This window comes from Hominilimicola sp. (assembly GCF_046972485.1).
Lineage (GTDB): Bacteria > Bacillota > Clostridia > UBA1381 > UBA1381 > Hominilimicola > Hominilimicola fabiformis.
The window spans coordinates 16,620-37,919 of the sequence record NZ_JBKVWU010000011.1 but is presented as its reverse complement, the minus strand read 5'-3'; the positions used below and the strand labels follow the sequence as shown (position 1 = coordinate 37,919).

Genomic DNA, 21,300 nt, shown 5'->3' with positions numbered 1-21,300 from the left:
CCCATCAATACAAGTCCTATCGCCGACAAAAAAAGGACTTGCCGGAACGATTGCATTAAACAAACTGTTGCAGTCACACATCAATCCGTATGACGAAAGACGTCCGCAACACGTTTTCGGCAATATAACTTTCCGTGTCGGCGACAAAGTTATGCAGACAAAAAACAATTACGATATGGTCTATTCACGCGAAAACGGCGAGGACGGTATGGGGATTTTCAACGGTGATATGGGAATTATAGAGAGTATTTCCGTCCGCGACAAGTGTATGAATATCGTGTTTGATGAGGACAAGCTCGTTGAATATCCCTTTACCAATCTTGATGAGCTTGACCTTGCGTACGCGATAACCGTCCACAAAAGTCAAGGCAGTGAGTTCCCTATCGTGATTATGCCCGTATGCTCATTCTCGCCTATGCTTATGAGCCGCAACTTATTTTACACCGCCGTAACGCGTGCAAGAGATATGGTTGTGCTTGTCGGCAGCGAAAAGACTATTCAAAATATGACTATGAACAACCAATTTCATCAACGATTTACGGGACTTACGGAAAAGTTAGTTGCGGTAAAAAAATTTGTTGCCGAGAAAGAGGAAAATTCATAAACGCTTGAAATATTCGGCAAATTATTGTATAATAGAAATACAGAGGTGATATAATGCGAGGAGCGATTTTTGACGTTGACGGAACATTGCTTGATTCAATGCAGGTTTGGTGGGACGTTGTAGTAGATTTTTTCAAAGAACACGGTGTTGAATTGCCTTACGAGGAGGCAAAGGAATACAAAGAAATGACTATGAAAGAATCCATCCCAACAATAAAAAACAGACTTAATCTTGACTTGTCGTTTGAAGAACTTTCAAATACTTTTATGCACATGGGATTAAAGCAATACGAAACAACCGTACCGCTAAAAAAAGGTGCAGACAAATATTTAAAGAAATTGCACAACAGCGGAATTAAAATCGCAATAGCCACATCAGGTTATGAAGAACTTTGCAAAACGGCTTTTACCAGGCTCGGAGTTTGGAATTACATTGACGCTTGTGCATTCTCGTCCGAGGTCGGAGTGAACAAATCAAATCCCGATGTTTATTTGCTTGCCGCAAAACGTATCGGAATACCTCCGGAAGAATGTACAGTATTTGAAGATATAACCACAGGTATCGGCGGTGCTAAAAAGGGTGGTTTCTCAACCTGTGCAATATTTGACGAAACAAACGCCGATGAAACAGATGCGCTTAAACAACTGTCTGACCATTATATTACGGGGTGGGAAGAACTGTTGTAGCGATAAAAAAAATGGAACTTGGCATTTTTGCTAAGTCCCATTTTTTATTACTTGATTTTCTTATATTGTGTCTTTGTTTTTATAAAACCCGAAAAACTTTCGACATCTCCGCTAAAATGAGTCTTATCAACGATACTCACACTTTCCGAATTGTGAAATATAAAAAAATACTTTCCCGTTTCAAGCACTTTTTGTATATCGTCATATTTATATTCATTTACATGTGATTTTGTTTTTTCCGACATATAATTTTCAAAAAAAGCAAAGTGCGTTGTCTGACTGTTGTCTTTTGCGTTTTTGTACGGCTTGCGGTATATCATACGCGGATAAAAAAGCAGAAATGCACCAATCCAAAGTGCAATCGCTCCCCACAAAATTCCATATCCGTTTGCAAGTATATAAAATGCACCAAAAATCGCAATCAATCCGACTATTTCGGCAACGATTTTAAACACCTTTAGTTTTTCGTTATAATATGTTTTATAAAAATATTTATAAACAGCAGGCGTCATTTGGGTTGATGCACCATAAAGTTTTTTACTCTCCATAATATATATCCTTTCTGTGATTACAGACGTAAAAGTCGTTTTACAAATGCTCCGATTACTGTTGCCGCAAATGAGAATATCGCATAAACTATACACATAATAATCGTTGTCATCATCATATTTGCCGCCGCGTCAAACTGATAGTACATCGGTATTGATACCATTGAGATAATCGCCATAAACAGCGGAAATTTAAAGTTAAATCCCTGTTTTATTCCGTATATAAGTCCCGACAATGCGATAAACATTGGATTTAACATCATAAGGAAAAATTGTAACAGTAATAATTGACCGTTTTCGCCCATCATAACAAATACAAGCGGTACAATATGAAACATAATAATTGTCGCAATTATATATATTTTCGATTCGTAAAACGAAAAATCCGTTTTTGGAATTACAGGTTCTTTTTTCAGTGACTTTCTTCTGTTCTTGCTCATAAATTCCTCCTATAATCTGACGCTTTCACCGTTTTCACGCAGATAGTTTTTTAAATCGTTAATTTCAATTTCTCTGAAATGGAACAGACTCGCCGCCAAAACCGCGTCCGCCTTTCCCTCTGTAAATGCGTCAAGAAAATGTTCCATCTTGCCTGCACCGCCCGATGCTATAACAGGTATTTTTGCATTTTCCGAAACACGTCTTGTAAGTTCAATATCGTATCCGGCTTTCGTACCGTCACAATCCATACTTGTAAGCAATATCTCGCCTGCACCAAGCTCCTCGGCTTTTTTCGCCCATTCAAGCGCATCAATTCCGGTATTCACACGGCCGCCGTTAAGGTACACATCCCAACCGCTCTTATCTTCACGTCTTTTTGCGTCAATCGCACAGACAACGCACTGTCTGCCGAATTTTTCAGCCGCCTCGCTGATAAGCTCGGGACGTTTTATCGCCGCACTGTTGACGGCAACCTTATCCGCACCGGCATTAAGAATTTTTCTGAAATCTTCAACTGTTCGTATTCCGCCGCCTACCGTAAACGGTATAAACACCTGTTTCGCAACAGCCTCAACCATATCGACAACCGTTTCACGTGCGTCCGACGACGCGGTTATGTCAAGAAAAACAAGCTCGTCCGCACCGGCTTTATCATAAACCTTTGCACATTCGACAGGATCACCGGCATCAATAAGATTTACAAAATTGACACCTTTAACCACTCTTCCCTCTTTAACGTCAAGGCACGGTATAATTCTTTTTGCGTACATATCGTAATCTCCTTATTATAATGCAATAAAATTCTTTAGTATAGCCATACCTGTTTCACCGCTCTTTTCAGGGTGGAACTGTGTAGCAAACACATTATCTTTTTCAACGGCTATGTCAAGCTTTTGACCGTACTCGGTGTATGCGGAAATAATACTCTCGTCCTCCGCATTCACATAATATGAGTGAACAAAATATACATAAGGCTCACTGCCGATGTTCTTTAATATTCTGCTATTCTTATTAACAGTTATGCTGTTCCAGCCCATATGCGGAATTTTAAGTCCGTCTTTTTCGGGTATCTTTACGATTTTGCCTTTGAATATTCCAAGACCTTTTACACCCGGCGTTTCATCACTTTCTTCAAACATCAGATGAAGTCCCAAACATATTCCCAAAAGCGGTTTACCGCTCTTTGCAACAGCTTTAACCGTTTCAACAAGTCCGCTTTTTTCAAGACATTTCATTGCATCACCAAACGCACCGACACCCGGAAGTATCACCTTGTCAGCATTTAAAATCGTTTCACTGTCACCTGTGACAATGCTTTCTGCGTTCAAGAAATCAAGTGCATTTTTAACACTGTGCAGATTTCCCGCACCGTAATCTATAATCGCTATCATATTCTTCTCCTTAAAAACAATATAGATAAATTATATCACTATTTTTCAAAAGTTTCAATATATAAAAAGCGGATTGCTTAAGCAATCCGCTTCAGCGTGTGGACATTTTTGTCTACACGATGGCAGAAGCCGAGAAATTAGTTTGGATTTTGCGAAAATGAACTCGTCGGCGTACGATGGTACGTTAGAGTTTATTTTCGCAAAAAGTGCACAAGCAAGCCGTATATTGTAGATAGGCTTGCCTGTAATTTATTATAATAATAAATTATAGAATAAAAAATAATATTTTGCACGTTCCGGACAATTTATCGGCATTCTAAAAGCGGATTGCTTTGAGCAATCCGCCTTGGTTCAAAATTTATTAAGCATTAGGAGCTTCTGTTGCATCTGCGCTTTCTGTTTCGGCAGGTGCTTCTGTTGATTCGGCACTGTCAGTATCCTTGTTCTTATCTGATTCTTTTTCAGCTTTTTCAGATTCAATTCTCTGTTGTCTGCTCTTCTCGTCAACAGTTTGTCTTACGTCTTTCCAAAGTGTATCTGCTGTTATATCATCACCAAAACCGTAAGTTTCTTTGAATTCAGCAAGATTATCTTCACCGACATAATCGCCAAGTTTTACTTGACCGATGGCATCGCCCCAAGCTGTATCTTCATCTACATCATCAGGGAACTTTAGCACTTCTTTGATTGTATTAAAGTCCATACCGTACATTTCTGCCATTTTTGATACAGGAATACAGTTATAAGCAGCTGATTCTGTTGTGTTACCAGGCATATCTGACGGTAAATCAAACTGTTCAAGGAATTCGTCAACGTCCATTCCCTGTTCTTCTGCAACCTGTGCAACTGTACGTCCGCTTACGTCAACATAACCAAGTCTGTTATACTTATTGAACATTGACGGACCGAACTTAACTGCAAGTACGACAACTATTGCAACAACGATTACCGCAGCTACGATTATAGCGATAAGTCCGCCTTTGCCGCCCTTTTTCTGTTCGTCCTTTTGAACGTTTTCAAAAGCAGCTTGTGCCGCCGCAACAGCCTCGTCAACTTCTACGTCTGTATTTTCTTCGGCAACCGCCGGAGTTTCCTCTGTTTCGGCTGTTTCCGATACTTCAGTTTCAACCGGTGTTTCTTCTGTTTCAGCCGGTGTTTCGGCTGTTTCTTCTGCCTGTTCGGCAGTTGTTTCTTCTGTTTCTACAGGAGTTTGTTCTTCATTGTTTACTGATTCGTTATTTTCTTCATTTAGATTCTTTTCGTCGTTCACTGTTCTAAATCTCCTTATATAATATTATTCAGCAGGTGTTTCTGTTGTCTCTGCTGTCGGTGCATCAGTTGCCTGTGCGGCTTGTGATGCGGCTGATGCCTTTTGATAAAGCACTTTTTGGAATTCTTCGTAAGTAGTTGAATCTGAAATTTCATCATCACCTATTTGATACTGCTTCTTAACCTGTGCAAGAGCGTCTGCGTCTATAACTTGAGATACAGGCATTGCCATTAAGTCTTTCCATACAGTATCTTTTGTTACTGAATCGCTCATTCCTTGCAGAAAACTGTCAGCCTCTTGACCATTGTATTTAGCATAATTTTCAATAGTCATATTGTCAAGCATTTCGCTTTCAGTAGTCTTTGCTTTGATTGTATCGCCAAGAGTAAGACCGTACTGTGCAAGGTAATCTTCAACAGATTGACCGGCTTGATTTGCAAGATATTCAACAGTTGCCTCCGCTTTACCGCTTTCAATCTCCTTGTTTGTAACACCTTCCGATATTTTACCGTATGTTGCGTAAACTCCTACAGCGACAAATACCAATATAATTAAAACTATAATCGCATTTACCGCTTTATCGGCGGGAGTTGCTTTTTTCTTTTCGGCTCCGTTCATAACTGTATTTTCTCCTTTCATTTATTGTACCAATATAAAATGATCATTCCTCATTTTACATCATCTTTAACAATATACCACTTTAGCATAAAAAAATCAATATCTTTTTTATTAATTTTTTGTTAAAGGTAACATTTGACTTGTATATTGTAGGGGATTATAATAATAAGAGATAATATTATCGGTGTGATTTTTATTTGTGTGTTGTCAGTTTCACGCAATGCTCCGTATGGGACAGAGCCTCGACGTCACCTACGGTCAAAAAAAATCACACCCACACAAGAAAGGTACAATGCAATGAATTACGAACAATCGATAGACTACATACATTCAATCCCCAAATTTCGCCGACCGTTAGGCAATGCAAATCTTGAAAAATTACTGACTCACCTCGACAATCCGCAAAAAAAGCTAAAATTCATACACATTGCCGGAACAAACGGCAAAGGCTCAACTGCGGCAATGACTGCGGAAATACTGAAAAAAAGCGATTTTAAAACAGGACTTTTTACATCTCCGTATCTTGAAGTATTCAATGAGCGCATACGAATAAACGGTGAAAATATTACAGACAATGACCTTGCCGAATATGTTACAAGAGTAAAAGCTATAATGGAAAAAAACAACGCACTTGTTTCGGAATTTGCTTTTATAACCGCAGTATCGTTCCTGTATTTTTATGAAAAGCAATGTGATATTGTTGTTCTTGAAGTCGGTATGGGCGGAAAGCTTGACGCAACGAACGTTATAGATTCAAGCCTTGTCAGCGTTATATGCAAAATCGGTCTTGACCACACGCAATATCTCGGCAACACTGTCGAAGAAATCGCTAAAGAAAAATGCGGTATTATGCGTAACGGCGGCACAGCCGTTTCATATCCGAACAATGATGTAAGAGATATAATAGAAGAATATGCAAAGAGCAAAAATGTATCACTTACATTCGCCGGCACCGCATTACCGACTGAAAACGGTTTTATTTATAAAAGCAAAGAATACCCTCTTTCATTAAAAGGTACATATCAACCGCAAAATGCGGCGGTTGTGCTTGAAATCACAAGTGCACTTAATAAGCAAGGCTTTAACATTTCCGATGAAGATATATCATACGGTTTGTCGCACACATCTTGGGCGGCACGATTTGAATTTGTATCCGACAGAGTGGTCATTGACGGCGGTCACAACATTGACGGAATTAAGGCGTTAAAAAAATCGCTTTTATCGTTAAATCGTGATATAGTACTTGTCATTGCAATGATGGAGGACAAGGATTACAAAGCCTGTATTCGTGAAATATCGCCTGTCGCAAAAGCTGTTTTTGCGACACAGCTTGATATGCCAAGGTGTCTTTCGTCCGAAAAAATTTCAGATATTATCGGAAGTATGAACATTCCCGTATTTGTTAACAATAACCCTAAAGACGCACTTCAAAACGCTCTCGATTTTTCGGACAATTCAATCGTTTGCGTATGCGGTTCACTTTACCTCGCAGGCGAAATCAAAAAAAATTTTCATAAAAAGTAAAAAAAGACTTGCAAACAGTCGTTTTATATGTTAAAATACATAGTGGTATTTTTTGTACCGTAAAATTTTTAAAGGAGGCTGACGGTAGTGAAAGAAGGAATTCATCCTGATTACAAGCAGACTACCATTACTTGTGCTTGTGGCGAAGTAATCGAAACAGGTTCAACAAAGGAAAATATCCAAGTTGAAATTTGTTCAAAGTGCCACCCATTCTTCACAGGTAAGCAAAAGCTTGTCGATACAGGCGGTAGAGTTGAAAAGTTCAACAGACGTTTCAACAGAACAGCAAAGCAAGACTAATTTTCTTGCAACAATTATTTTTATTACAGTTTATAAGTTGAACCCGTATCTTAGAAAACCGAATCACCAACGGTATCTCAGACTCGGGCGATGATTTATTATAGGAGGTGAAATCATGACAAAGGAACGTAAGGAAGAAATCATAAAGACTTTCGCAACTCATGAAGGTGATACAGGTTCTCCTGAAGTACAAATTGCACTTCTTACAGAAAGAATCAACCACCTTAACAATGACCACCTTAACATTCACAAGAAAGACCACCACTCAAGAAGAGGTCTTCTTATGATGGTTGGTAAAAGACGTGGTCTTATGAATTACCTAAAGAGTCAGGATATCGAAAGATACCGTGCTTTAGTTGCTAAGCTTGGTCTTAGAAAGTAATTTTATATTTGTTTATAAGGCAAACGGGATTTATTCCTGTTTGCCTATATATATTTATGGAGATATTTGTTTAGCAAATAAATAGAGCGTTAAGCCATATACGAGCTGTTGGCAAAATTAAGTTTATCGTTGTATTTATCTGCTAAAACGTATCTCCGAAGAAATAAATTTAAAGGAGAAAAACTATGTTTAGAACATTTGAAACAACTCTTGCAGGCAGACCGCTTGTAATTGAAACAGGCAAAATGGCACAACTTGCAAACGGACATTGTCTTGTACGTTACGGCGACACAGTTGTAATGGTAAACGTAACAGCATCTCGTTCACCGAGAGAGGGCGTTGACTTCTTCCCTCTAAGCGTTGATTACGAAGAAAAGCTTTATTCCGTAGGTAAAATTCCGGGCGGATACATCAAGCGTGAGGGTAAGCCGTCTGAAAAGGCTATTCTTACAAGCCGTGTTATCGACAGACCTATCAGACCACTTTTCCCGTCAGATTTGAGAAATGACGTATCTGTTGTCGCAACAGTACTTTCAGTTGAACAGGACAACCCACCGGAAGTTGCCGCTATGATCGGTACTTCAATCGCTATTTCTATTTCAGACGTTCCTTGGAACGGTCCTATCGGTGGTGTTTGGCTTGGTCTTGTTGACGGTGAATACGTTATCAACCCAACTGTTGAACAAAGAGAAAAGAGCGAAATGCTTGTAACTGTTGCAGGTACAAAGCAAAAGGTTGTTATGATTGAGGCCGGTGCTAACGAAGTTGAAGAAAGCGTTATGCTTGAAGGTATCAAATTTGCTCACAAGCACATTATCGAACTTTGCGATTTTATAAGCGGTATTCAAGCTGAAATCGGCAAAGAGAAGTTCACATACGAATCACACGATGTTGACCATGACCTATATGACGCAATCAAGAATATGGCTTTTGAGAAGTTACAGTATGCTCTTGATACAGACGACAAAAATGTTCGTGATGAAAGAATCGGTGAAATTACAGACGAAATTATCCCTGCTCTTGAAGAACAGTTCCCTGACATAAACGAGCAAATCGGCGAAATTCTTTACAAAATGCAAAAGGAAATTGTTCGCGCATGGCTTGTTCAGGGCAGACGTGTTGATGGCAGAGGTCTTGATGAAATCAGACCGCTTGCGGCAGAAGTTGACCTGCTTCCGAGAACACACGGCAGCGGTATGTTTACAAGAGGACAAACTCAAGTGCTTTCAGTTGCTACACTTGCTCCTCTTTCAGAAATTCAAAAGCTTGACGGTATCGACCTTGAAGAAACAAAGAGATATATCCATCACTATAACTTCCCGTCATACTCAGTAGGTGAAACAAGACCTTCAAGAGGTCCGGGCAGACGTGAAATCGGTCACGGTGCACTTGCAGAACGTTCACTTGTTCCTGTCCTTCCGTCAGAGGACGAGTTCCCTTATGCTATCAGAGTTGTATCAGAAGTTCTTTCTTCAAACGGTTCAACTTCACAAGGCAGTGTCTGCGGTTCTACACTTGCACTTATGGCAGCAGGCGTTCCTATTAAAGCCCCTGTTGCAGGTATCTCTTGCGGTCTTATAACAACAGAAGACGGCTTTACAACAATGGTTGATATTCAGGGTCTTGAGGACTTCTACGGCGAAATGGACTTTAAGGTAGCCGGTACTAAAAAGGGTATCACATCAATTCAGGTTGATATAAAGAATGACGGTCTGCCATACGAAGTAATTGAAGAGGCGCTTGCTAAGACAAGAAAAGCAAGATGTTATATCATTGACGAAATACTTCTAAAGGCTATCCCTGCTCCGAGAGAAGAACTTTCGGCATACGCTCCGAAAGCTGAAACAATGAAAATTGACGTTGATAAGATTCGTGAAGTAATCGGTCAAGGCGGTAAGGTTATTCAAAAGATTGTTGCAGAAACAGGTGCTAAAATTGATATAGAAGAAGACGGTACAATCCATATCTTCGCAGTTGACCAAGAAAGCGGTAAGGCTGCAAAAGACGCTATTGAGGCTATTGTTAAAGAACCTGAAGTAGGCGAAATCTATAACGGTCTTGTTAAAACAATTCAACCGTTCGGTGCATTCGTTGAAATTCTTCCGGGTAAAGACGGTCTATGCCATATTTCAAAACTTGCTAATCACAGAGTTGAAAAGGTTGAGGACGTTGTTAAGGAAGGCGATTGGCTAAAGGTTAAGGTTATGGAAGTTGATAAGAAGACAGGTAAAATATCACTTTCACATAAAGACGCTATCGAAGAAGGCGAAGAATAATTTTTCGGCAATGTAGAGGCGACCATTGGTCGCCTCTTTTTTTGTGTAATATTTTCGTACGGGACGGCGCCCTCGACGTCCCTTTTCCTCCTCACACTCCACATTTAACAGCACACCGACTTTTCCCATTCACTTCGTAAGGGGACTCCCTTTGCTCCAATCACTCCGTATGTGACAACGTCAGCGCGTCGTAGGGGCGACCATTGGTCGCCCTCTTTTTTGTATAATCTCTCACTTTTCATACAGGACAATGCCCTCGACGACCCTTTACTCCTCACACTTTGACAACGACACCACTCCCCTTTCAGGCACCTCTCCTCAAGGGGAGGCTTTTTACAGCTCACCTTGATGGGAGCTGTCAGCGTAGCTGACTGAGGGGTGGCAATGCGTGATACACAAAGCGGGCGACCAATGGTCGCCCCTACGGAATATGAGTAAACATTATGGTTTTTAAGAAATCAAAGCAAAGCGGGACGTCGTGGGCGCAGTCCCCTACGAAAAAAGTACACCAATTATTGAATGTACCAAAAAGGGCGACCATTGGTCGCCCCTACGAAAACAAATCACATACCACAATGCAAAATTACCACACATAAAGACCGCTCTTTAATATGCACCGCGTTTAAAAATAACCGCAAAAACAGTTTTAACGATAAGTTTAATATCAAGGAAAATATTCCTACGTTTTATGTACTTCATATCCATATCCACCCAATCGTCAAAAGACAGATCACTGCGGCCGTACGCCTGCCAAAAGCACGTCAAACCGGGCGTAACAAGCAATCTTTGCATTTGATATGAATTATACTGTTCAACCTCCCTTACAAGCGGAGGACGCGGTCCCACTATGCTCATATCGCCTTTAACAATATTTAAAAGCTGTGGAAGTTCGTCTATACTGTATTTTCTGATAAATTTACCGACCTTTGTTATTCTCGGGTCGCCCTTAATCTTAAATACAGGACCGTCCATTTCATTATATTTCATCAAATCATCTTGCAGATTCTCTGCATTTTTACACATACTGCGGAATTTATACATCTCAAAATGAGTATTATTCTTCCCCACTCTTGTCTGCTTATAAAATGCAGGTCCGCCGTCACTTCTTACCGCCAATGCCGTTACCAGAAAAGCAGGGGAAAGAACAATCAGAGCCACAACCGAACAAATTACATCAAGAATTCTTTTAAAAAATTCATATATCGGTTTATGCAAATCTTGTGATGTTATAATGATTTCACCTTTATTAAGCTCTTTTGTTTTCATTCGCCCCACTTCTTTCATTAATACCAGCTTATATCTGCAATTACGATTTCAGGTTTATTATTAATTCTCGGAACAATTCCCGATTTACCCAAACCGCGTGAAACGATGAACTTACTGTTACCGTCTTCGTGGTATCCGTCACAAAGCTTAGGGAACAAGCCTTGATCCGCCGCGTAAAGTCCACCTATAAACGGAAGTCTGACTTGACCGCCGTGTGCGTGACCTGTAATTGCAAGGTCAATATCATAGTCATTTAATTTACCCAAGAAATATTCCGGATAATGCGTCAACAAAAGTTTGAAATTATCGTCCGCACTCATTGCTTTTTCAAAGAAATCTTTTCCGTATTCATCAAACTCCGTCGGATTTTGCGTCAAACCGATTATGTCAATAGCAGTTCCGCCGATATTGACAGTTTCGGTTTCATTATTGAATATCTTAATACCTTCCGCCTTAATATCCTTATATATATTGGAATTTTTGAAAAGCATTGCGTCAATTTCGTGATTACCAAGACAATAATACACTGGTGCAATTTCATTAAGCTGTTTACAAAGCGATATTACACTGCTGTAATTGTCCGGCTGACTTTCCAAATTCATATCACCGACTATTGCGACAATATCCGGACTGAGGTTTTTAACCTCAGCCACAAGTTTTTCGTTGTCCTTGCCAAATTCCTTTAAATGCAAATCGGCAAGTGCCACAATTCGGATATTATCTACAACTTTATTTGATTTTACCTGATAAAATTTCTTTTCAAGTTGATTATTCTGATGAACAATCATCAGCGAGCATACGCCCAAAAATGCAACTATAACAGCTAAAATTATAATCAGCTTTTTGCCGAATCCCATTTTCTTTTTCGGCTGAATTACTTGAGTTTGTTCACTCTCTGCCATTAACGTATCCTCCCCGATTATTTGTTATCTTTATTTTCTTCTTTATTTTCTTCTTTATTTTCTTCTTTTTTATCTTCCGACTTATTTTCAGCCTCACGTCTTGGCTGTTGAGCAGAAGCTTTACGGAATGTAGCACCCATAAGTTTTCTTATATCATAAATCTGCTCTGAATTTGTTTCCGAAACAGCTACGCTTACTTGCATTGTAACGTTAGGCGTCTGTACATTATGATAATGCACAAGTTCTTCAAGGTACTGCTTAAAGTCCTCTGCACGCTGAACGGTACACTCTTCAAACATACCGATAAACTGGTCACTTCCGTTATATCCGACAAATCCGTAACTTGACGCGGCTCTCTTTAGCACCTTACCGAATACTTTCAAAAGTGCATCGCCTGCCTCACGTCCTCCCTTGTCATTGACATACTTCAAGTTATCAAGCTTAATAAGCAAGAATACAAATGAGTCTTTAAGCTTATCAGCTGCATACTTTTCAATCTCAATATCACACATTGCTCTGTTCGGAAGTCCTGTCTTACGGTCAGTGTACATAATATAATCAAGGAAGTCTTTTGAACGGCCGAGTATAATAGCACCGATACAACCGCCGAAGAAGAATATGATAATCGCAAGAACGATATACATTTTTACATTAATCTTCTCACTTGTCGAAATACTTGAAAGTGTTGAAACGTTATATGCACCGATATATTGGTTGTATTCATCAACAGTTGTCGAAACACTTGAATACATATCACCAAGCTTTTGTGAAAGTTCTTCAAGGCTCTGTTCGATTTCGTCCTTATTGCTCATATCATCCGATTGAGCGCCGTCAGTAAATACGGCAAGCAGCTTTTTCTTATGCTCAAGGTCAACTTCAAGTTTTTCCTTTTCTGTTTCAATGTCCACGTACTCATTAATAAGAGTATCGTATGTTGTTTCACTCTGAACGTGACCGTCCTCTTGATTCCATTCATCATACACATTCTTCAAGATGTAGTCACTTGCGTCATTGCCCTCGTCACTTTGTGTACCGTAGTGATATTCAACGCCCTCTTTATTCTTATCACTGTACTTTGTAATAAGGTCATTTAAGTCGTTGATTTTTTCCTCCATATTCTGCAAATCAAGTTCATATGTACTTATATCACTCTGATACTTCTTAATAAGAGTTTCCTTATCGCCTGTAACCTCTTGTTCCAATATAAGTGAGTAAATCTGCGGAATATCGTAATCTATATATGACTTATAAATTTCATACAAGTCACTGAATGAATATCCCGTTTCCGCACTTCTGTAATTCGGCTGAGTTTCCTTTTTAGCCGCAAGATAGTCGGAAATATTAAGTGCCCACGCGTCAAGGATTTCCACACGTTCAATATAATCATACTGACCGTCCGTTCCGCGCACGTTATTATTAGGCAATGTTTGTTGGTTGATATACTTTTCACCGTATGTTGCGAAGTAATTCTTGATTATCGAATCAAGTACAGTTCTTGCAAAATCTTGGCTGTACTCACTGCCGACAGAGAACGACACAACATAGTCTGTAGGGAAATAAGTATATTCTTCACCGGCTTCCAAAAGAGCCTGTTTTTTAACTTCTTCGTCCGGAGGGATAATTTCCGTAACCTTACATTTTGAACGGATTGCGTCCGCACCGATATTCAAGTTAAGGTCCTCTAAAACGTTGGTTATTACCGCCGCCGAATAAATTTCCGTAACATCTATATCGTCACCGCTCGGAGTTTTTCCGTTTGCGGCATTCTGTCCGGTATAACTGATAACCGTACTTGCTGTATATTCCTGATTATACATGGCATACTTGTAAACAATCAATGCACCGAGTACGCAGACAGCAAAAATAAGATATTTCCATTTACTAAGATATTTAAGCAAATTAAATTTATTCATATCTGCCGTCCTCCTTTCGTCTGATATATCCGTCTATAACGTAATATACAGCACAAAGTATAATAAAGAATACTACGGCAGTTCCGATAACCGTTTCAAGAATAAACATCTTGTTACCCGAGCCTGTATATTCGGTAAACGTCAAGTAATCCTTTGTTGTATGCTTGATATACTCCTTGTCGGTTGTGTCGGCAGTATTTGCTACTTGCTTTAATTCTTCATCAACTGTTTTGATAAGCTCATCGGCTTTTTTATAGCTTTCCTCATCAGCCGTTGACGCGTTTACTTTTGCAATTATATCGTTGTTGTCGATAATGTCACGGTCAACCGCATTACCTTGCGAAAGACTGTAATCAGCCTCTTTTGTAAGGTAGTCAGTACCCGTATTTGTTCTCGACATATAATATTCCTGTTTTTCGTTGATTGACGGCACCATAACCGTACCAATCATTGCCGAATCATAGTCCTGTACCTGTTGTTTTCTGACATTGTAATCAATCATAAATTTCTGGTACTTTATATTCAGCATATCGTTTTTATAATTCAATGTTCTTATGTAGTGGTCTTTGTTTCTTGAAAGTCCCGATTCAAGTACGAATGCACTGTATTTTTTAATACTGTAATTCTGAACATTCTGAATCATTTTCTTTATAGTCTGAAAGCTCTGACCGGTTATTTCTGAACGATATGTAGCATTTTCTTCAATTCTTTGCTGAATATATCTAAGCATTTGGTCCGATTTGTTTGTAAACAGCTTTGCGATTTCGATATATTCCTTGCCGTCAATATCGCCAAGGTCGTACTTTAGGACAGACTTCGTACCTACATATTCCTCATGGAACATATCGTTATACGATTTACAAATAAGCGTCATCATATCGTCAACAGAAATATTTTTAATCTCCCTGTTCATTCTGTACGAAACCGTATAGCTTGTTGAAATATAGTAAGTGCTTGAATCGTTCGGATCTATCGTCTTACCGCTGCTGTTTTCGGCAATATCAATATGTTTCGAAAGTTCAGTCGGTGTCAAAACGTCCTGAAGCCCGGCATTACCGATTACCCTTTCCATTACTCTGTCAGACTTTAATTCATAGACATTGTAACGTGTAAGGTTAGGGTTCTGCCCCTTTGACGCTTCCTCATAGTTAAGCGACAACACTACGCTTTTCTTGTTAAAACTGCCTGTATACGTCACGATAAGAGATATAAATACAAACACACACATAAGTACGACTATCGTTTTTATATTGCTGAGCACTATAAAAAGAATACGTTTGAATATGTTTGCGTCTTCCAAATTTACATTTGTAAATTTCTCATCACTTCTCTTAAAGAAACGACGCAGACCTTTCCACATTTTTTTCATCTTCTCTCTCCCAACTATAATTTATAATCTTAAAATATCATAACTACTTTATATTTTATCACATTCTTCCATTAATTTCAATCATAGCTTTCTGCATTTAACTATTTTTTCCTTTACCCATGGCCACAGCTTTATATCCTGTGTTGTCGGAATATGGAATGCATAAGCCAGCGGCATAAGTCTCAGTACAAGACTTGTAAAGAAATAGTATAATGTATTATCTGTTGTGTATGTTATAAAGATGTACATTTCACAGAGGAAGAACAGCATACCTGTTTTTTCTCCCCAGTGATTTATCATCCAATTAACCTGAAATACCCAAGTATATATCATCCATGCCCAGAATCCCAAGAAACCGAGCTCTATGTAAATTGTAAGTATGTTATTGTGAAGTGCAACGACACCGATATGTGCGTTAGGATTGTCAACCATAATTTTCTGTAAAATTACTGTTGTGTACTCAAATCCGTACCCCATAAAACCTAAGCTTATCTGATAGTATTTTTCAATGTACTTGTACACATCATTTCTGCCCATTGTATCTATGCCGAAGTAATTCGTTATGTATTCAAATGCACCTGTTTTTGTTACAACCACATACCCAAACGAAATGATAACCGCACACCAACCGATGAATTTCATAAATCCGATACGTCTGTTAGGTTTCATTCGCCCCATAATCAATCCGAAAAACAACGCAACCGGCAAAGCCAAAAGTGCAATTCTTTTCCATCCGAGTATGAAGAAGAATATTGACACCAAAAGACATAATATTCTCTCTTTCGTGTGTTGTGCAAAAAACAATAAGTATATTATGAAAAAGCCGTATGTAAACGTAATATCGTGTATTTCCATTGCCCTTGCAAAACCTTCTTGTGCATCACTGCCCATAAGCATTGCAATTACGGAATTTATACTGTCCGATATTCCGTATACGCCCAAGTTGTACACGACCATTAGCATATTTGCCGCCGCAAGTCCGTAAAATGTAGTAAATATCGCTCGTTCTCCGAACAAATATGCACCGGAGAAAATAATGAGCAGCACCAGAAACTGATACATAAATTTCGATGCGCCACGCAGAATGAAGTCGATAGATTCAATGTTGATTATCCACAAAAATATCGACCATACGATAATTCCGATAAGGACAAAGCCGTAAACACCGACAAAGCTTGCCGCCGTTTTAACTCTTTCCAACCGTCCTGATATAAACAGGTACGCCGCAGCCATAACAACAATGAAAAGACTTATCGCTTTCATCATACGGGTTTGGGAAACGGAAAACACTTTTAGGTCACCCATAGCCGCAGACATAAGCATTAAAATATACGCAATTTCCATTGCTATCTTTCGTTTTTCACCGTTTATAATCAACCGCTTACACGCCCTTTCTCATAAATATTTTCAGTTCGTTTCTGCACTATCACACTGCCTGCGGGATATACGCCTTTCAGCACCGAACCCGCACCGACAACGCAGTCACGCCCTATTACCGTTCCGCGAAGTATAACTGTATTTGCACCGATCCACACATCATCACCTATAACGACAGGCGACGTTTTATAACCGCTGTCGTGTATGCTTTCAGCTGATGATATGTCATGGTCGTGGTCATATATAAGCACGTTCGGACCGAATGCCGCTCTATTTCCTATGGTTATTCTTTCTTTTGCAACCGCCATACAGCCGTTGTTGAAAAAACACCCTTCGCCGATTTCAAGAGTTCCGCCCTCTGCACATAAAATAACATTACGTTTAGTATGTATATGCTTTTTTAATAAAATCTTCCCTCTTTCAGTTACAGATATTTTTGTTGTAATCGAAAAATCCTGTATAAATGCAGAGTGAAAACCTTTTATATTAAATATTTTTGTTATTACTATACGCAAAAATGTCAATACACTTCTGACGTACAGTGAAATTCTTTTTTTCATTCAATTCACCTTTTTGACAGAAAACAAATCTCCGTCATTTATCATTTTTTATATAATTCCAATGTTCTGTCCGTAATTTCGTCCCAACTGTAATTGTTTTTTACATATTCAATCTGCTCTGCCTTATCCGCTTTCGGTTTGCCGAGCATTTCGCACAGCTTGTTTTTAAGGTCATTTACATCACTTTTCTTAAATGTATACCCATACTCCCCCACTACGTTTTTTGCAGTATCTATATTGCTTACAAGACACTCACAACCGCAAGCCATTGCTTCAAGCAGGCTTATCGGCATACCCTCAACGTCACTCGGAAGTACATACATTCTGCAATTATAATAAAGCTCCCAAAGCTCGTCCCCCTCGACAAAGCCGGTAAATATTATTCTGTCGTCTTTTGCCATATCGTGAATTTGTTTTGCATATTCGCCTGAATGACTTACTCCTCCGGCAATTACAAGTTTTTTATCAGTATCCGTCTGCATAAATGCGTCTATCAAATAATGCAATCCTTTTTCCGGAACAATTCTTGCAAGAAACAATATATATCCGTCTTTTTCAAGACCGTATTTTTTTGTGATTATATCGGCTTTCTTTTCATTTTGAACATCTATTCCGTTCGGTATGAAAACCGTTTCTCTGCCATAAGTTTTTTTGAAATAGTCACGCGTTCCCTCAGACAGTACAATAAGTTCATCTGCATATTTCGCCGCCGTTTTTTCGCCGAATTTGAGAAATTTCGTGGCAAATCCGCCCCATTTGGCTCTCTGCCAATCAAGTCCGTGTATTGTCGCAACGGTATGTATTCCGAATAAATGCGGAAGCCATATCATCGAGCAAGGACCTTCGGCGTGAAAATGTATAACGTCATATCTGCCGAAAAGTGCCAGAAATGTTGCTATAACCGAATAAACTATTGCGTTGAGTTTACCGTTTTCAAACGTCGGTACACTCTTTATCTTAACGCCCTTATATTCTTTCAAATTAACGGTCTTACCGCCGGAAACGTGTTTCCCTTTTCGGTTATACACCGTCACGCTATGACCTTTTTCGACCATTCTTGTGGCAAGTTCTTCAACAACTATTTCAACACCGCCCTCGCGTGACGGTATTCTTTTATGCCCTATCATTGCGATTTTCATTTTATAACTTCCTTATACAGTTTTATCAGTTTTTCGGAATATTCTTTTATTGTGTCATACTTTATATCTCTGCAATTTTCACTCATTTGTCTGCAAAGTCCTTTGTTGTTATACAAATATTCTATCTTTTCAGTCAACTCTTTCAAGTTTCCGCTTTCAAAAAGTATGCCTGTTTTGCCGTCATCGATAAGTTCGGGAATACCGCCGATTTTTGCACCGAGTACGGGAGTCATAAGACTCTGCGACTCCATAACAGAAAAAGGACAATTTTCCGACCATTCGGCAGGAAGTACGGTAAACAACGCTTTTTCTATAATATTCCTTAATTCATCGCCTGTCTTAAAACCGACATTTTTAATATTATCCGCACTGTTCACTTCATTTTCAAGTTCGCCCTTGCCGGCGAACACAAACGGTATATTACTAAGTTTCTTTGCCGCTTTGACAAGGTTTGATATTCCTTTTTCCTCTGAATATCTGCCGAAATACAAAACATAATTTTCACATTCTGCTCCCAACGGTTTTATCTCGTCAATAAAATTGTACATCGTAACCGTTCTTCCGTTTATATCATCATTACGGCTGATTTCTTTTTCCATAAATTCGGACGGACAGACGGTTAAATCTATCATTTTGTATGTATGACGCAATTTATAGTACCAAGCCTCGACCGCCCCAAGAATACTGCGTATTTTTGAAGAATGTACGCAATTATTTTTTACACACTCAAAATACTTACCGCCGTCACATTTTCTGCAAAGACCGTCCGTATAATCATTTTTCAATTTATGATTGGGACATACAAGCTGTACGTCATGTGCGGTGTAAACAATCGGTATATTGCGTTTCTTTATTTCATATATTATTGACGGCGTAAGCTGATAATTAAAGTTATTCAGATGTACAACATCCGGTTTAAAATCGCTTAGCACCTTGCGGATTTGTTTTCTTGCATTAACCGAATAAATAATTTTAAAAGGGTAAGTGATATGCTTTAACGATTTTTTGTGAAAATCAATGTTTTCAGTATATGCCTCTACCCTATTTCTTACACAGTTACGCTCATCTGCCATACCGAAATATTCAACCTCGTTGCCGAGTGATTTTAAATATTCGCCTAATTTTATAAAATAAGTTTCCGCACCGCCTTTTCGGTACAGATATTTATTTACCAACAATATCTTCAAGGCAGACTCCTCCCACTATAATATGTGTATCAATTATATCAAATTTAATATTTCAAATCAAATAACAATACTTGACACTATTGTTACAACTATTATATAATCATACATATAATTTATAATCAAGAAAGGTTAATCGCTATGAATACAAAAAGACTTGATTGGATAGACATTGCAAAAGGTATCGGAATAATCCTCGTTGTACTCGGTCAACACTTGTTCCTCAGGTTCGCGAAACAGGTTTTGCAGGTTTTTTATGGATATTTATATATAATTTTCATATGCCGTTATTTTTCTTTTTATCGGGGTATTTGTTTGAAAAAGGACTTTCTCACTACACAAACAAAGGAAAATTCATACTCGGAAAATTACAATATCTGATGTTGCCGTATTTGATATTCTCAACATTTGCATATTTATTTATCGGTTTTTCGTTAAACATTCCACTGCTTGCAAAAGTTCTTGAAAGCGGCGGATATACGGCAGTAGATTTAAAAGACGCAATTCTGCAAATTGTTACATACAATAACCACATTGACAAGCATTTATGGTTTGTTTTTTCACTGTTTATTGTATTCCTTGTGAATATACTGATTCCGAAAATTATGAAATCAAAACCAATGCTTATTGTACTTCTCGGATTATATATTTCTAAAGCATATGTGCATTATTACGGAATACTTGACTATGTAACAAGCGATTTACTGTTTTTCTCACTTGCAAGAATTGCGTTTAGTACCGAAAATAAAAAATCAATTAACACTATTGTCACCGCAGTGATATTCGTTGTTACTAACTGTCTGTATGGTTATTTTTACGTTACACAAATGCCGTCGGGTGTTTTGAAAGGCGTACTGTATTTGATAAGAAGTATCTCGTCCGTAACAGGAATTATGACGGTATGCAACATTTCAAAACATCTTCAAAACAAAGCACCGCAAAGATTATTAAAAACACTCGGTATGTATTCGTATGACATTTATCTTATGCACGCACCGTTTCTTGTGTCGGGATTGATGGGAATACTGCTCGCATATTCACCGTTTCCGACTGTTATATGCTGTGTATCGGTACTTGTGTTGGGATTGTTTATTCCGATTGTCGTGTCAAAATTCATAATACGGAAAATACCGTTTCTGTCGGTTTTGATACTCGGCAAAAATTACAAAAACAGCACACCTATAAACGCAAGCAACAATTTATCGCATAATTCGTAATTATTCGCACATACTATTACAGGGTGATTTTATGGATTGCGAAAATATAAGTCAGCTTATTTCGTCGAATGTTGAGGCAACGCAATATTTCAACTCACTTTCCGCCGAAATGCAGCAAAAAATTCTTGACCGCGGAACAGGTGTGAATACACTTGATAAGCTGAAGGAATTTAAAAATCTCGTAGAAAACAACGGACTAAAATAGTAAAATAGACAAAACCGCAACGGTTTTGTCTATCAGATTGCCGACAAATTGTCCGGAACGTGCAAAATATTATTTCAACTATAAAAAAAACATCAGGCAAGCCTATCTTTGAGATACGGCTTGCCTGT

22 protein-coding genes are annotated in these 21,300 nt (G+C 38.7%); 8 read left to right on the top strand and 14 right to left on the bottom strand.

Going from position 1 to position 21,300, the window contains the following annotated elements:
* Together ACLTU0_RS02860 and ACLTU0_RS02855 are read left to right on the top strand one after the other, a co-directional pair.
* On the top strand, window positions 1–604 hold a 604-nt coding region (locus ACLTU0_RS02860), incomplete at its 5' end, for an ATP-dependent DNA helicase (protein ID WP_412321338.1).
* A 53-nt stretch (window positions 605–657) separates the two neighbouring features.
* On the top strand, window positions 658–1,290 hold the full coding sequence (locus ACLTU0_RS02855) for an HAD family hydrolase (protein WP_022231057.1): 633 nt from the start codon (window positions 658–660) through the stop codon (window positions 1,288–1,290).
* Between the two features lie 47 nt (window positions 1,291–1,337).
* Here the strand turns inward: ACLTU0_RS02855 and ACLTU0_RS02850 are convergent, their stop codons facing one another.
* The 6 genes from ACLTU0_RS02850 to ACLTU0_RS02825 form a co-directional block, all read right to left on the bottom strand.
* Window positions 1,338–1,838 (bottom strand): YcxB family protein, encoded by a 501-nt coding sequence (locus tag ACLTU0_RS02850; protein ID WP_412275305.1) that lies wholly within the window; start codon window positions 1,836–1,838, stop codon window positions 1,338–1,340.
* A 20-nt stretch (window positions 1,839–1,858) separates the two neighbouring features.
* Window positions 1,859–2,278 carry a hypothetical protein gene (locus ACLTU0_RS02845; RefSeq protein WP_117965212.1) on the bottom strand — a complete coding sequence of 140 codons (420 nt, stop codon included), beginning with the start codon at window positions 2,276–2,278 and terminating at the stop codon, window positions 1,859–1,861.
* Window positions 2,279–2,287: 9 nt separating this feature from the next.
* Window positions 2,288–3,049, bottom strand: coding sequence for an imidazole glycerol phosphate synthase subunit HisF (hisF, locus tag ACLTU0_RS02840; RefSeq protein WP_117965214.1), 762 nt, complete (start codon window positions 3,047–3,049; stop codon window positions 2,288–2,290).
* 15 nt (window positions 3,050–3,064) lie between these two features.
* Window positions 3,065–3,670 carry an imidazole glycerol phosphate synthase subunit HisH gene (hisH, locus tag ACLTU0_RS02835; protein WP_337599828.1) on the bottom strand — a complete coding sequence of 202 codons (606 nt, stop codon included), beginning with the start codon at window positions 3,668–3,670 and terminating at the stop codon, window positions 3,065–3,067.
* Between the two features lie 361 nt (window positions 3,671–4,031).
* Window positions 4,032–4,940, bottom strand: coding sequence for a hypothetical protein (locus ACLTU0_RS02830; RefSeq protein ID WP_412321337.1), 909 nt, complete (start codon window positions 4,938–4,940; stop codon window positions 4,032–4,034).
* Window positions 4,941–4,964: 24 nt separating this feature from the next.
* A complete protein-coding gene (locus ACLTU0_RS02825; protein WP_147340551.1) occupies window positions 4,965–5,558 on the bottom strand; it encodes a hypothetical protein in 594 nt (197 codons plus the stop codon).
* Window positions 5,559–5,855: 297 nt separating this feature from the next.
* On the opposite strand from ACLTU0_RS02825, the gene ACLTU0_RS02820 reads away from it, so the two are divergent.
* The 4 genes from ACLTU0_RS02820 to ACLTU0_RS02805 all read left to right on the top strand — a co-directional run bounded on the left by ACLTU0_RS02820 (window position 5,856) and on the right by ACLTU0_RS02805 (window position 10,040).
* Window positions 5,856–7,082 (top strand): bifunctional folylpolyglutamate synthase/dihydrofolate synthase, encoded by a 1,227-nt coding sequence (locus ACLTU0_RS02820; RefSeq protein WP_022231050.1) that lies wholly within the window; start codon window positions 5,856–5,858, stop codon window positions 7,080–7,082.
* Between the two features lie 87 nt (window positions 7,083–7,169).
* Window positions 7,170–7,382 (top strand): 50S ribosomal protein L31, encoded by a 213-nt coding sequence (gene rpmE, locus ACLTU0_RS02815; protein ID WP_022231049.1) that lies wholly within the window; start codon window positions 7,170–7,172, stop codon window positions 7,380–7,382.
* A gap of 115 nt (window positions 7,383–7,497) precedes the next feature.
* A complete protein-coding gene (gene rpsO, locus ACLTU0_RS02810) occupies window positions 7,498–7,764 on the top strand; it encodes a 30S ribosomal protein S15 (protein WP_022231048.1) in 267 nt (88 codons plus the stop codon).
* 185 nt (window positions 7,765–7,949) lie between these two features.
* Window positions 7,950–10,040: a polyribonucleotide nucleotidyltransferase gene (locus ACLTU0_RS02805; protein ID WP_022231047.1), complete on the top strand. Its 2,091-nt coding sequence runs from the start codon at window positions 7,950–7,952 to the stop codon at window positions 10,038–10,040.
* Between the two features lie 606 nt (window positions 10,041–10,646).
* Here the strand turns inward: ACLTU0_RS02805 and ACLTU0_RS02800 are convergent.
* The 8 genes from ACLTU0_RS02800 to ACLTU0_RS02765 all read right to left on the bottom strand — a co-directional run bounded on the left by ACLTU0_RS02800 (window position 10,647) and on the right by ACLTU0_RS02765 (window position 19,753).
* Window positions 10,647–11,306, bottom strand: coding sequence for a sugar transferase (locus ACLTU0_RS02800; RefSeq protein ID WP_412321336.1), 660 nt, complete (start codon window positions 11,304–11,306; stop codon window positions 10,647–10,649).
* Window positions 11,307–11,323: 17 nt separating this feature from the next.
* Entirely contained in the window at window positions 11,324–12,208 is an 885-nt protein-coding gene (locus ACLTU0_RS02795; RefSeq protein WP_022231045.1) for a metallophosphoesterase, read from the bottom strand.
* A 17-nt stretch (window positions 12,209–12,225) separates the two neighbouring features.
* Window positions 12,226–14,121 carry a diguanylate cyclase domain-containing protein gene (locus ACLTU0_RS02790; protein WP_412321335.1) on the bottom strand — a complete coding sequence of 632 codons (1,896 nt, stop codon included), beginning with the start codon at window positions 14,119–14,121 and terminating at the stop codon, window positions 12,226–12,228.
* A complete protein-coding gene (locus tag ACLTU0_RS02785) occupies window positions 14,114–15,490 on the bottom strand; it encodes a hypothetical protein (protein ID WP_412321334.1) in 1,377 nt (458 codons plus the stop codon). Before ACLTU0_RS02785 ends, ACLTU0_RS02790 begins: the two co-directional genes overlap by 8 nt.
* A gap of 81 nt (window positions 15,491–15,571) precedes the next feature.
* The gene (locus ACLTU0_RS02780) at window positions 15,572–16,867 is read right to left on the bottom strand and encodes an O-antigen ligase family protein (RefSeq protein WP_412321333.1); all 1,296 of its coding nucleotides are present in this window, start codon (window positions 16,865–16,867) and stop codon (window positions 15,572–15,574) included.
* On the bottom strand, window positions 16,864–17,427 hold the full coding sequence (locus tag ACLTU0_RS02775) for an acyltransferase (protein WP_147514177.1): 564 nt from the start codon (window positions 17,425–17,427) through the stop codon (window positions 16,864–16,866). The genes ACLTU0_RS02780 and ACLTU0_RS02775 overlap by 4 nt, the downstream gene beginning before the upstream one ends.
* A 41-nt stretch (window positions 17,428–17,468) precedes the next feature.
* A complete protein-coding gene (locus tag ACLTU0_RS02770) occupies window positions 17,469–18,566 on the bottom strand; it encodes a glycosyltransferase family 4 protein (protein ID WP_412321332.1) in 1,098 nt (365 codons plus the stop codon).
* Window positions 18,563–19,753 (bottom strand): glycosyltransferase, encoded by a 1,191-nt coding sequence (locus tag ACLTU0_RS02765; RefSeq protein ID WP_412321331.1) that lies wholly within the window; start codon window positions 19,751–19,753, stop codon window positions 18,563–18,565. Before ACLTU0_RS02765 ends, ACLTU0_RS02770 begins: the two co-directional genes overlap by 4 nt.
* A gap of 158 nt (window positions 19,754–19,911) precedes the next feature.
* Here ACLTU0_RS02765 and ACLTU0_RS02760 point away from each other — a divergent pair, with 158 nt between their 5' ends.
* A complete protein-coding gene (locus tag ACLTU0_RS02760; protein WP_412321330.1) occupies window positions 19,912–20,967 on the top strand; it encodes an acyltransferase family protein in 1,056 nt (351 codons plus the stop codon).
* A gap of 31 nt (window positions 20,968–20,998) precedes the next feature.
* Window positions 20,999–21,172 carry a hypothetical protein gene (locus ACLTU0_RS02755; RefSeq protein ID WP_022231037.1) on the top strand — a complete coding sequence of 58 codons (174 nt, stop codon included), beginning with the start codon at window positions 20,999–21,001 and terminating at the stop codon, window positions 21,170–21,172.
* Window positions 21,173–21,300: the final 128 nt, after the last annotated feature.

Excerpts from the sequence above, each read along its gene's own strand:
- ACLTU0_RS02785 (WP_412321334.1), bottom strand. The coding sequence starts at position 15,490 with ATGAAAAAAATGTGGAAAGGTCTGCGTCGTTTCTTTAAGAGAAGTGAT.
- ACLTU0_RS02790 (WP_412321335.1), bottom strand. The coding sequence starts at position 14,121 with ATGAATAAATTTAATTTGCTTAAATATCTTAGTAAATGGAAATATCTT.
- ACLTU0_RS02805 (WP_022231047.1), top strand. The coding sequence starts at position 7,950 with ATGTTTAGAACATTTGAAACAACTCTTGCAGGCAGACCGCTTGTAATT.
- ACLTU0_RS02775 (WP_147514177.1), bottom strand. The coding sequence starts at position 17,427 with ATGAAAAAAAGAATTTCACTGTACGTCAGAAGTGTATTGACATTTTTG.
- ACLTU0_RS02855 (WP_022231057.1), top strand. The coding sequence starts at position 658 with ATGCGAGGAGCGATTTTTGACGTTGACGGAACATTGCTTGATTCAATG.
- ACLTU0_RS02825 (WP_147340551.1), bottom strand. The coding sequence starts at position 5,558 with ATGAACGGAGCCGAAAAGAAAAAAGCAACTCCCGCCGATAAAGCGGTA.
- ACLTU0_RS02845 (WP_117965212.1), bottom strand. The coding sequence starts at position 2,278 with ATGAGCAAGAACAGAAGAAAGTCACTGAAAAAAGAACCTGTAATTCCA.
- ACLTU0_RS02820 (WP_022231050.1), top strand. The coding sequence starts at position 5,856 with ATGAATTACGAACAATCGATAGACTACATACATTCAATCCCCAAATTT.
- hisH (WP_337599828.1), bottom strand. The coding sequence starts at position 3,670 with ATGATAGCGATTATAGATTACGGTGCGGGAAATCTGCACAGTGTTAAA.
- ACLTU0_RS02850 (WP_412275305.1), bottom strand. The coding sequence starts at position 1,838 with ATGGAGAGTAAAAAACTTTATGGTGCATCAACCCAAATGACGCCTGCT.
- hisF (WP_117965214.1), bottom strand. The coding sequence starts at position 3,049 with ATGTACGCAAAAAGAATTATACCGTGCCTTGACGTTAAAGAGGGAAGA.
- rpsO (WP_022231048.1), top strand. The coding sequence starts at position 7,498 with ATGACAAAGGAACGTAAGGAAGAAATCATAAAGACTTTCGCAACTCAT.
- ACLTU0_RS02795 (WP_022231045.1), bottom strand. The coding sequence starts at position 12,208 with ATGGCAGAGAGTGAACAAACTCAAGTAATTCAGCCGAAAAAGAAAATG.
- ACLTU0_RS02800 (WP_412321336.1), bottom strand. The coding sequence starts at position 11,306 with ATGAAAACAAAAGAGCTTAATAAAGGTGAAATCATTATAACATCACAA.
- ACLTU0_RS02770 (WP_412321332.1), bottom strand. The coding sequence starts at position 18,566 with ATGAAAATCGCAATGATAGGGCATAAAAGAATACCGTCACGCGAGGGC.
- ACLTU0_RS02755 (WP_022231037.1), top strand. The coding sequence starts at position 20,999 with ATGGATTGCGAAAATATAAGTCAGCTTATTTCGTCGAATGTTGAGGCA.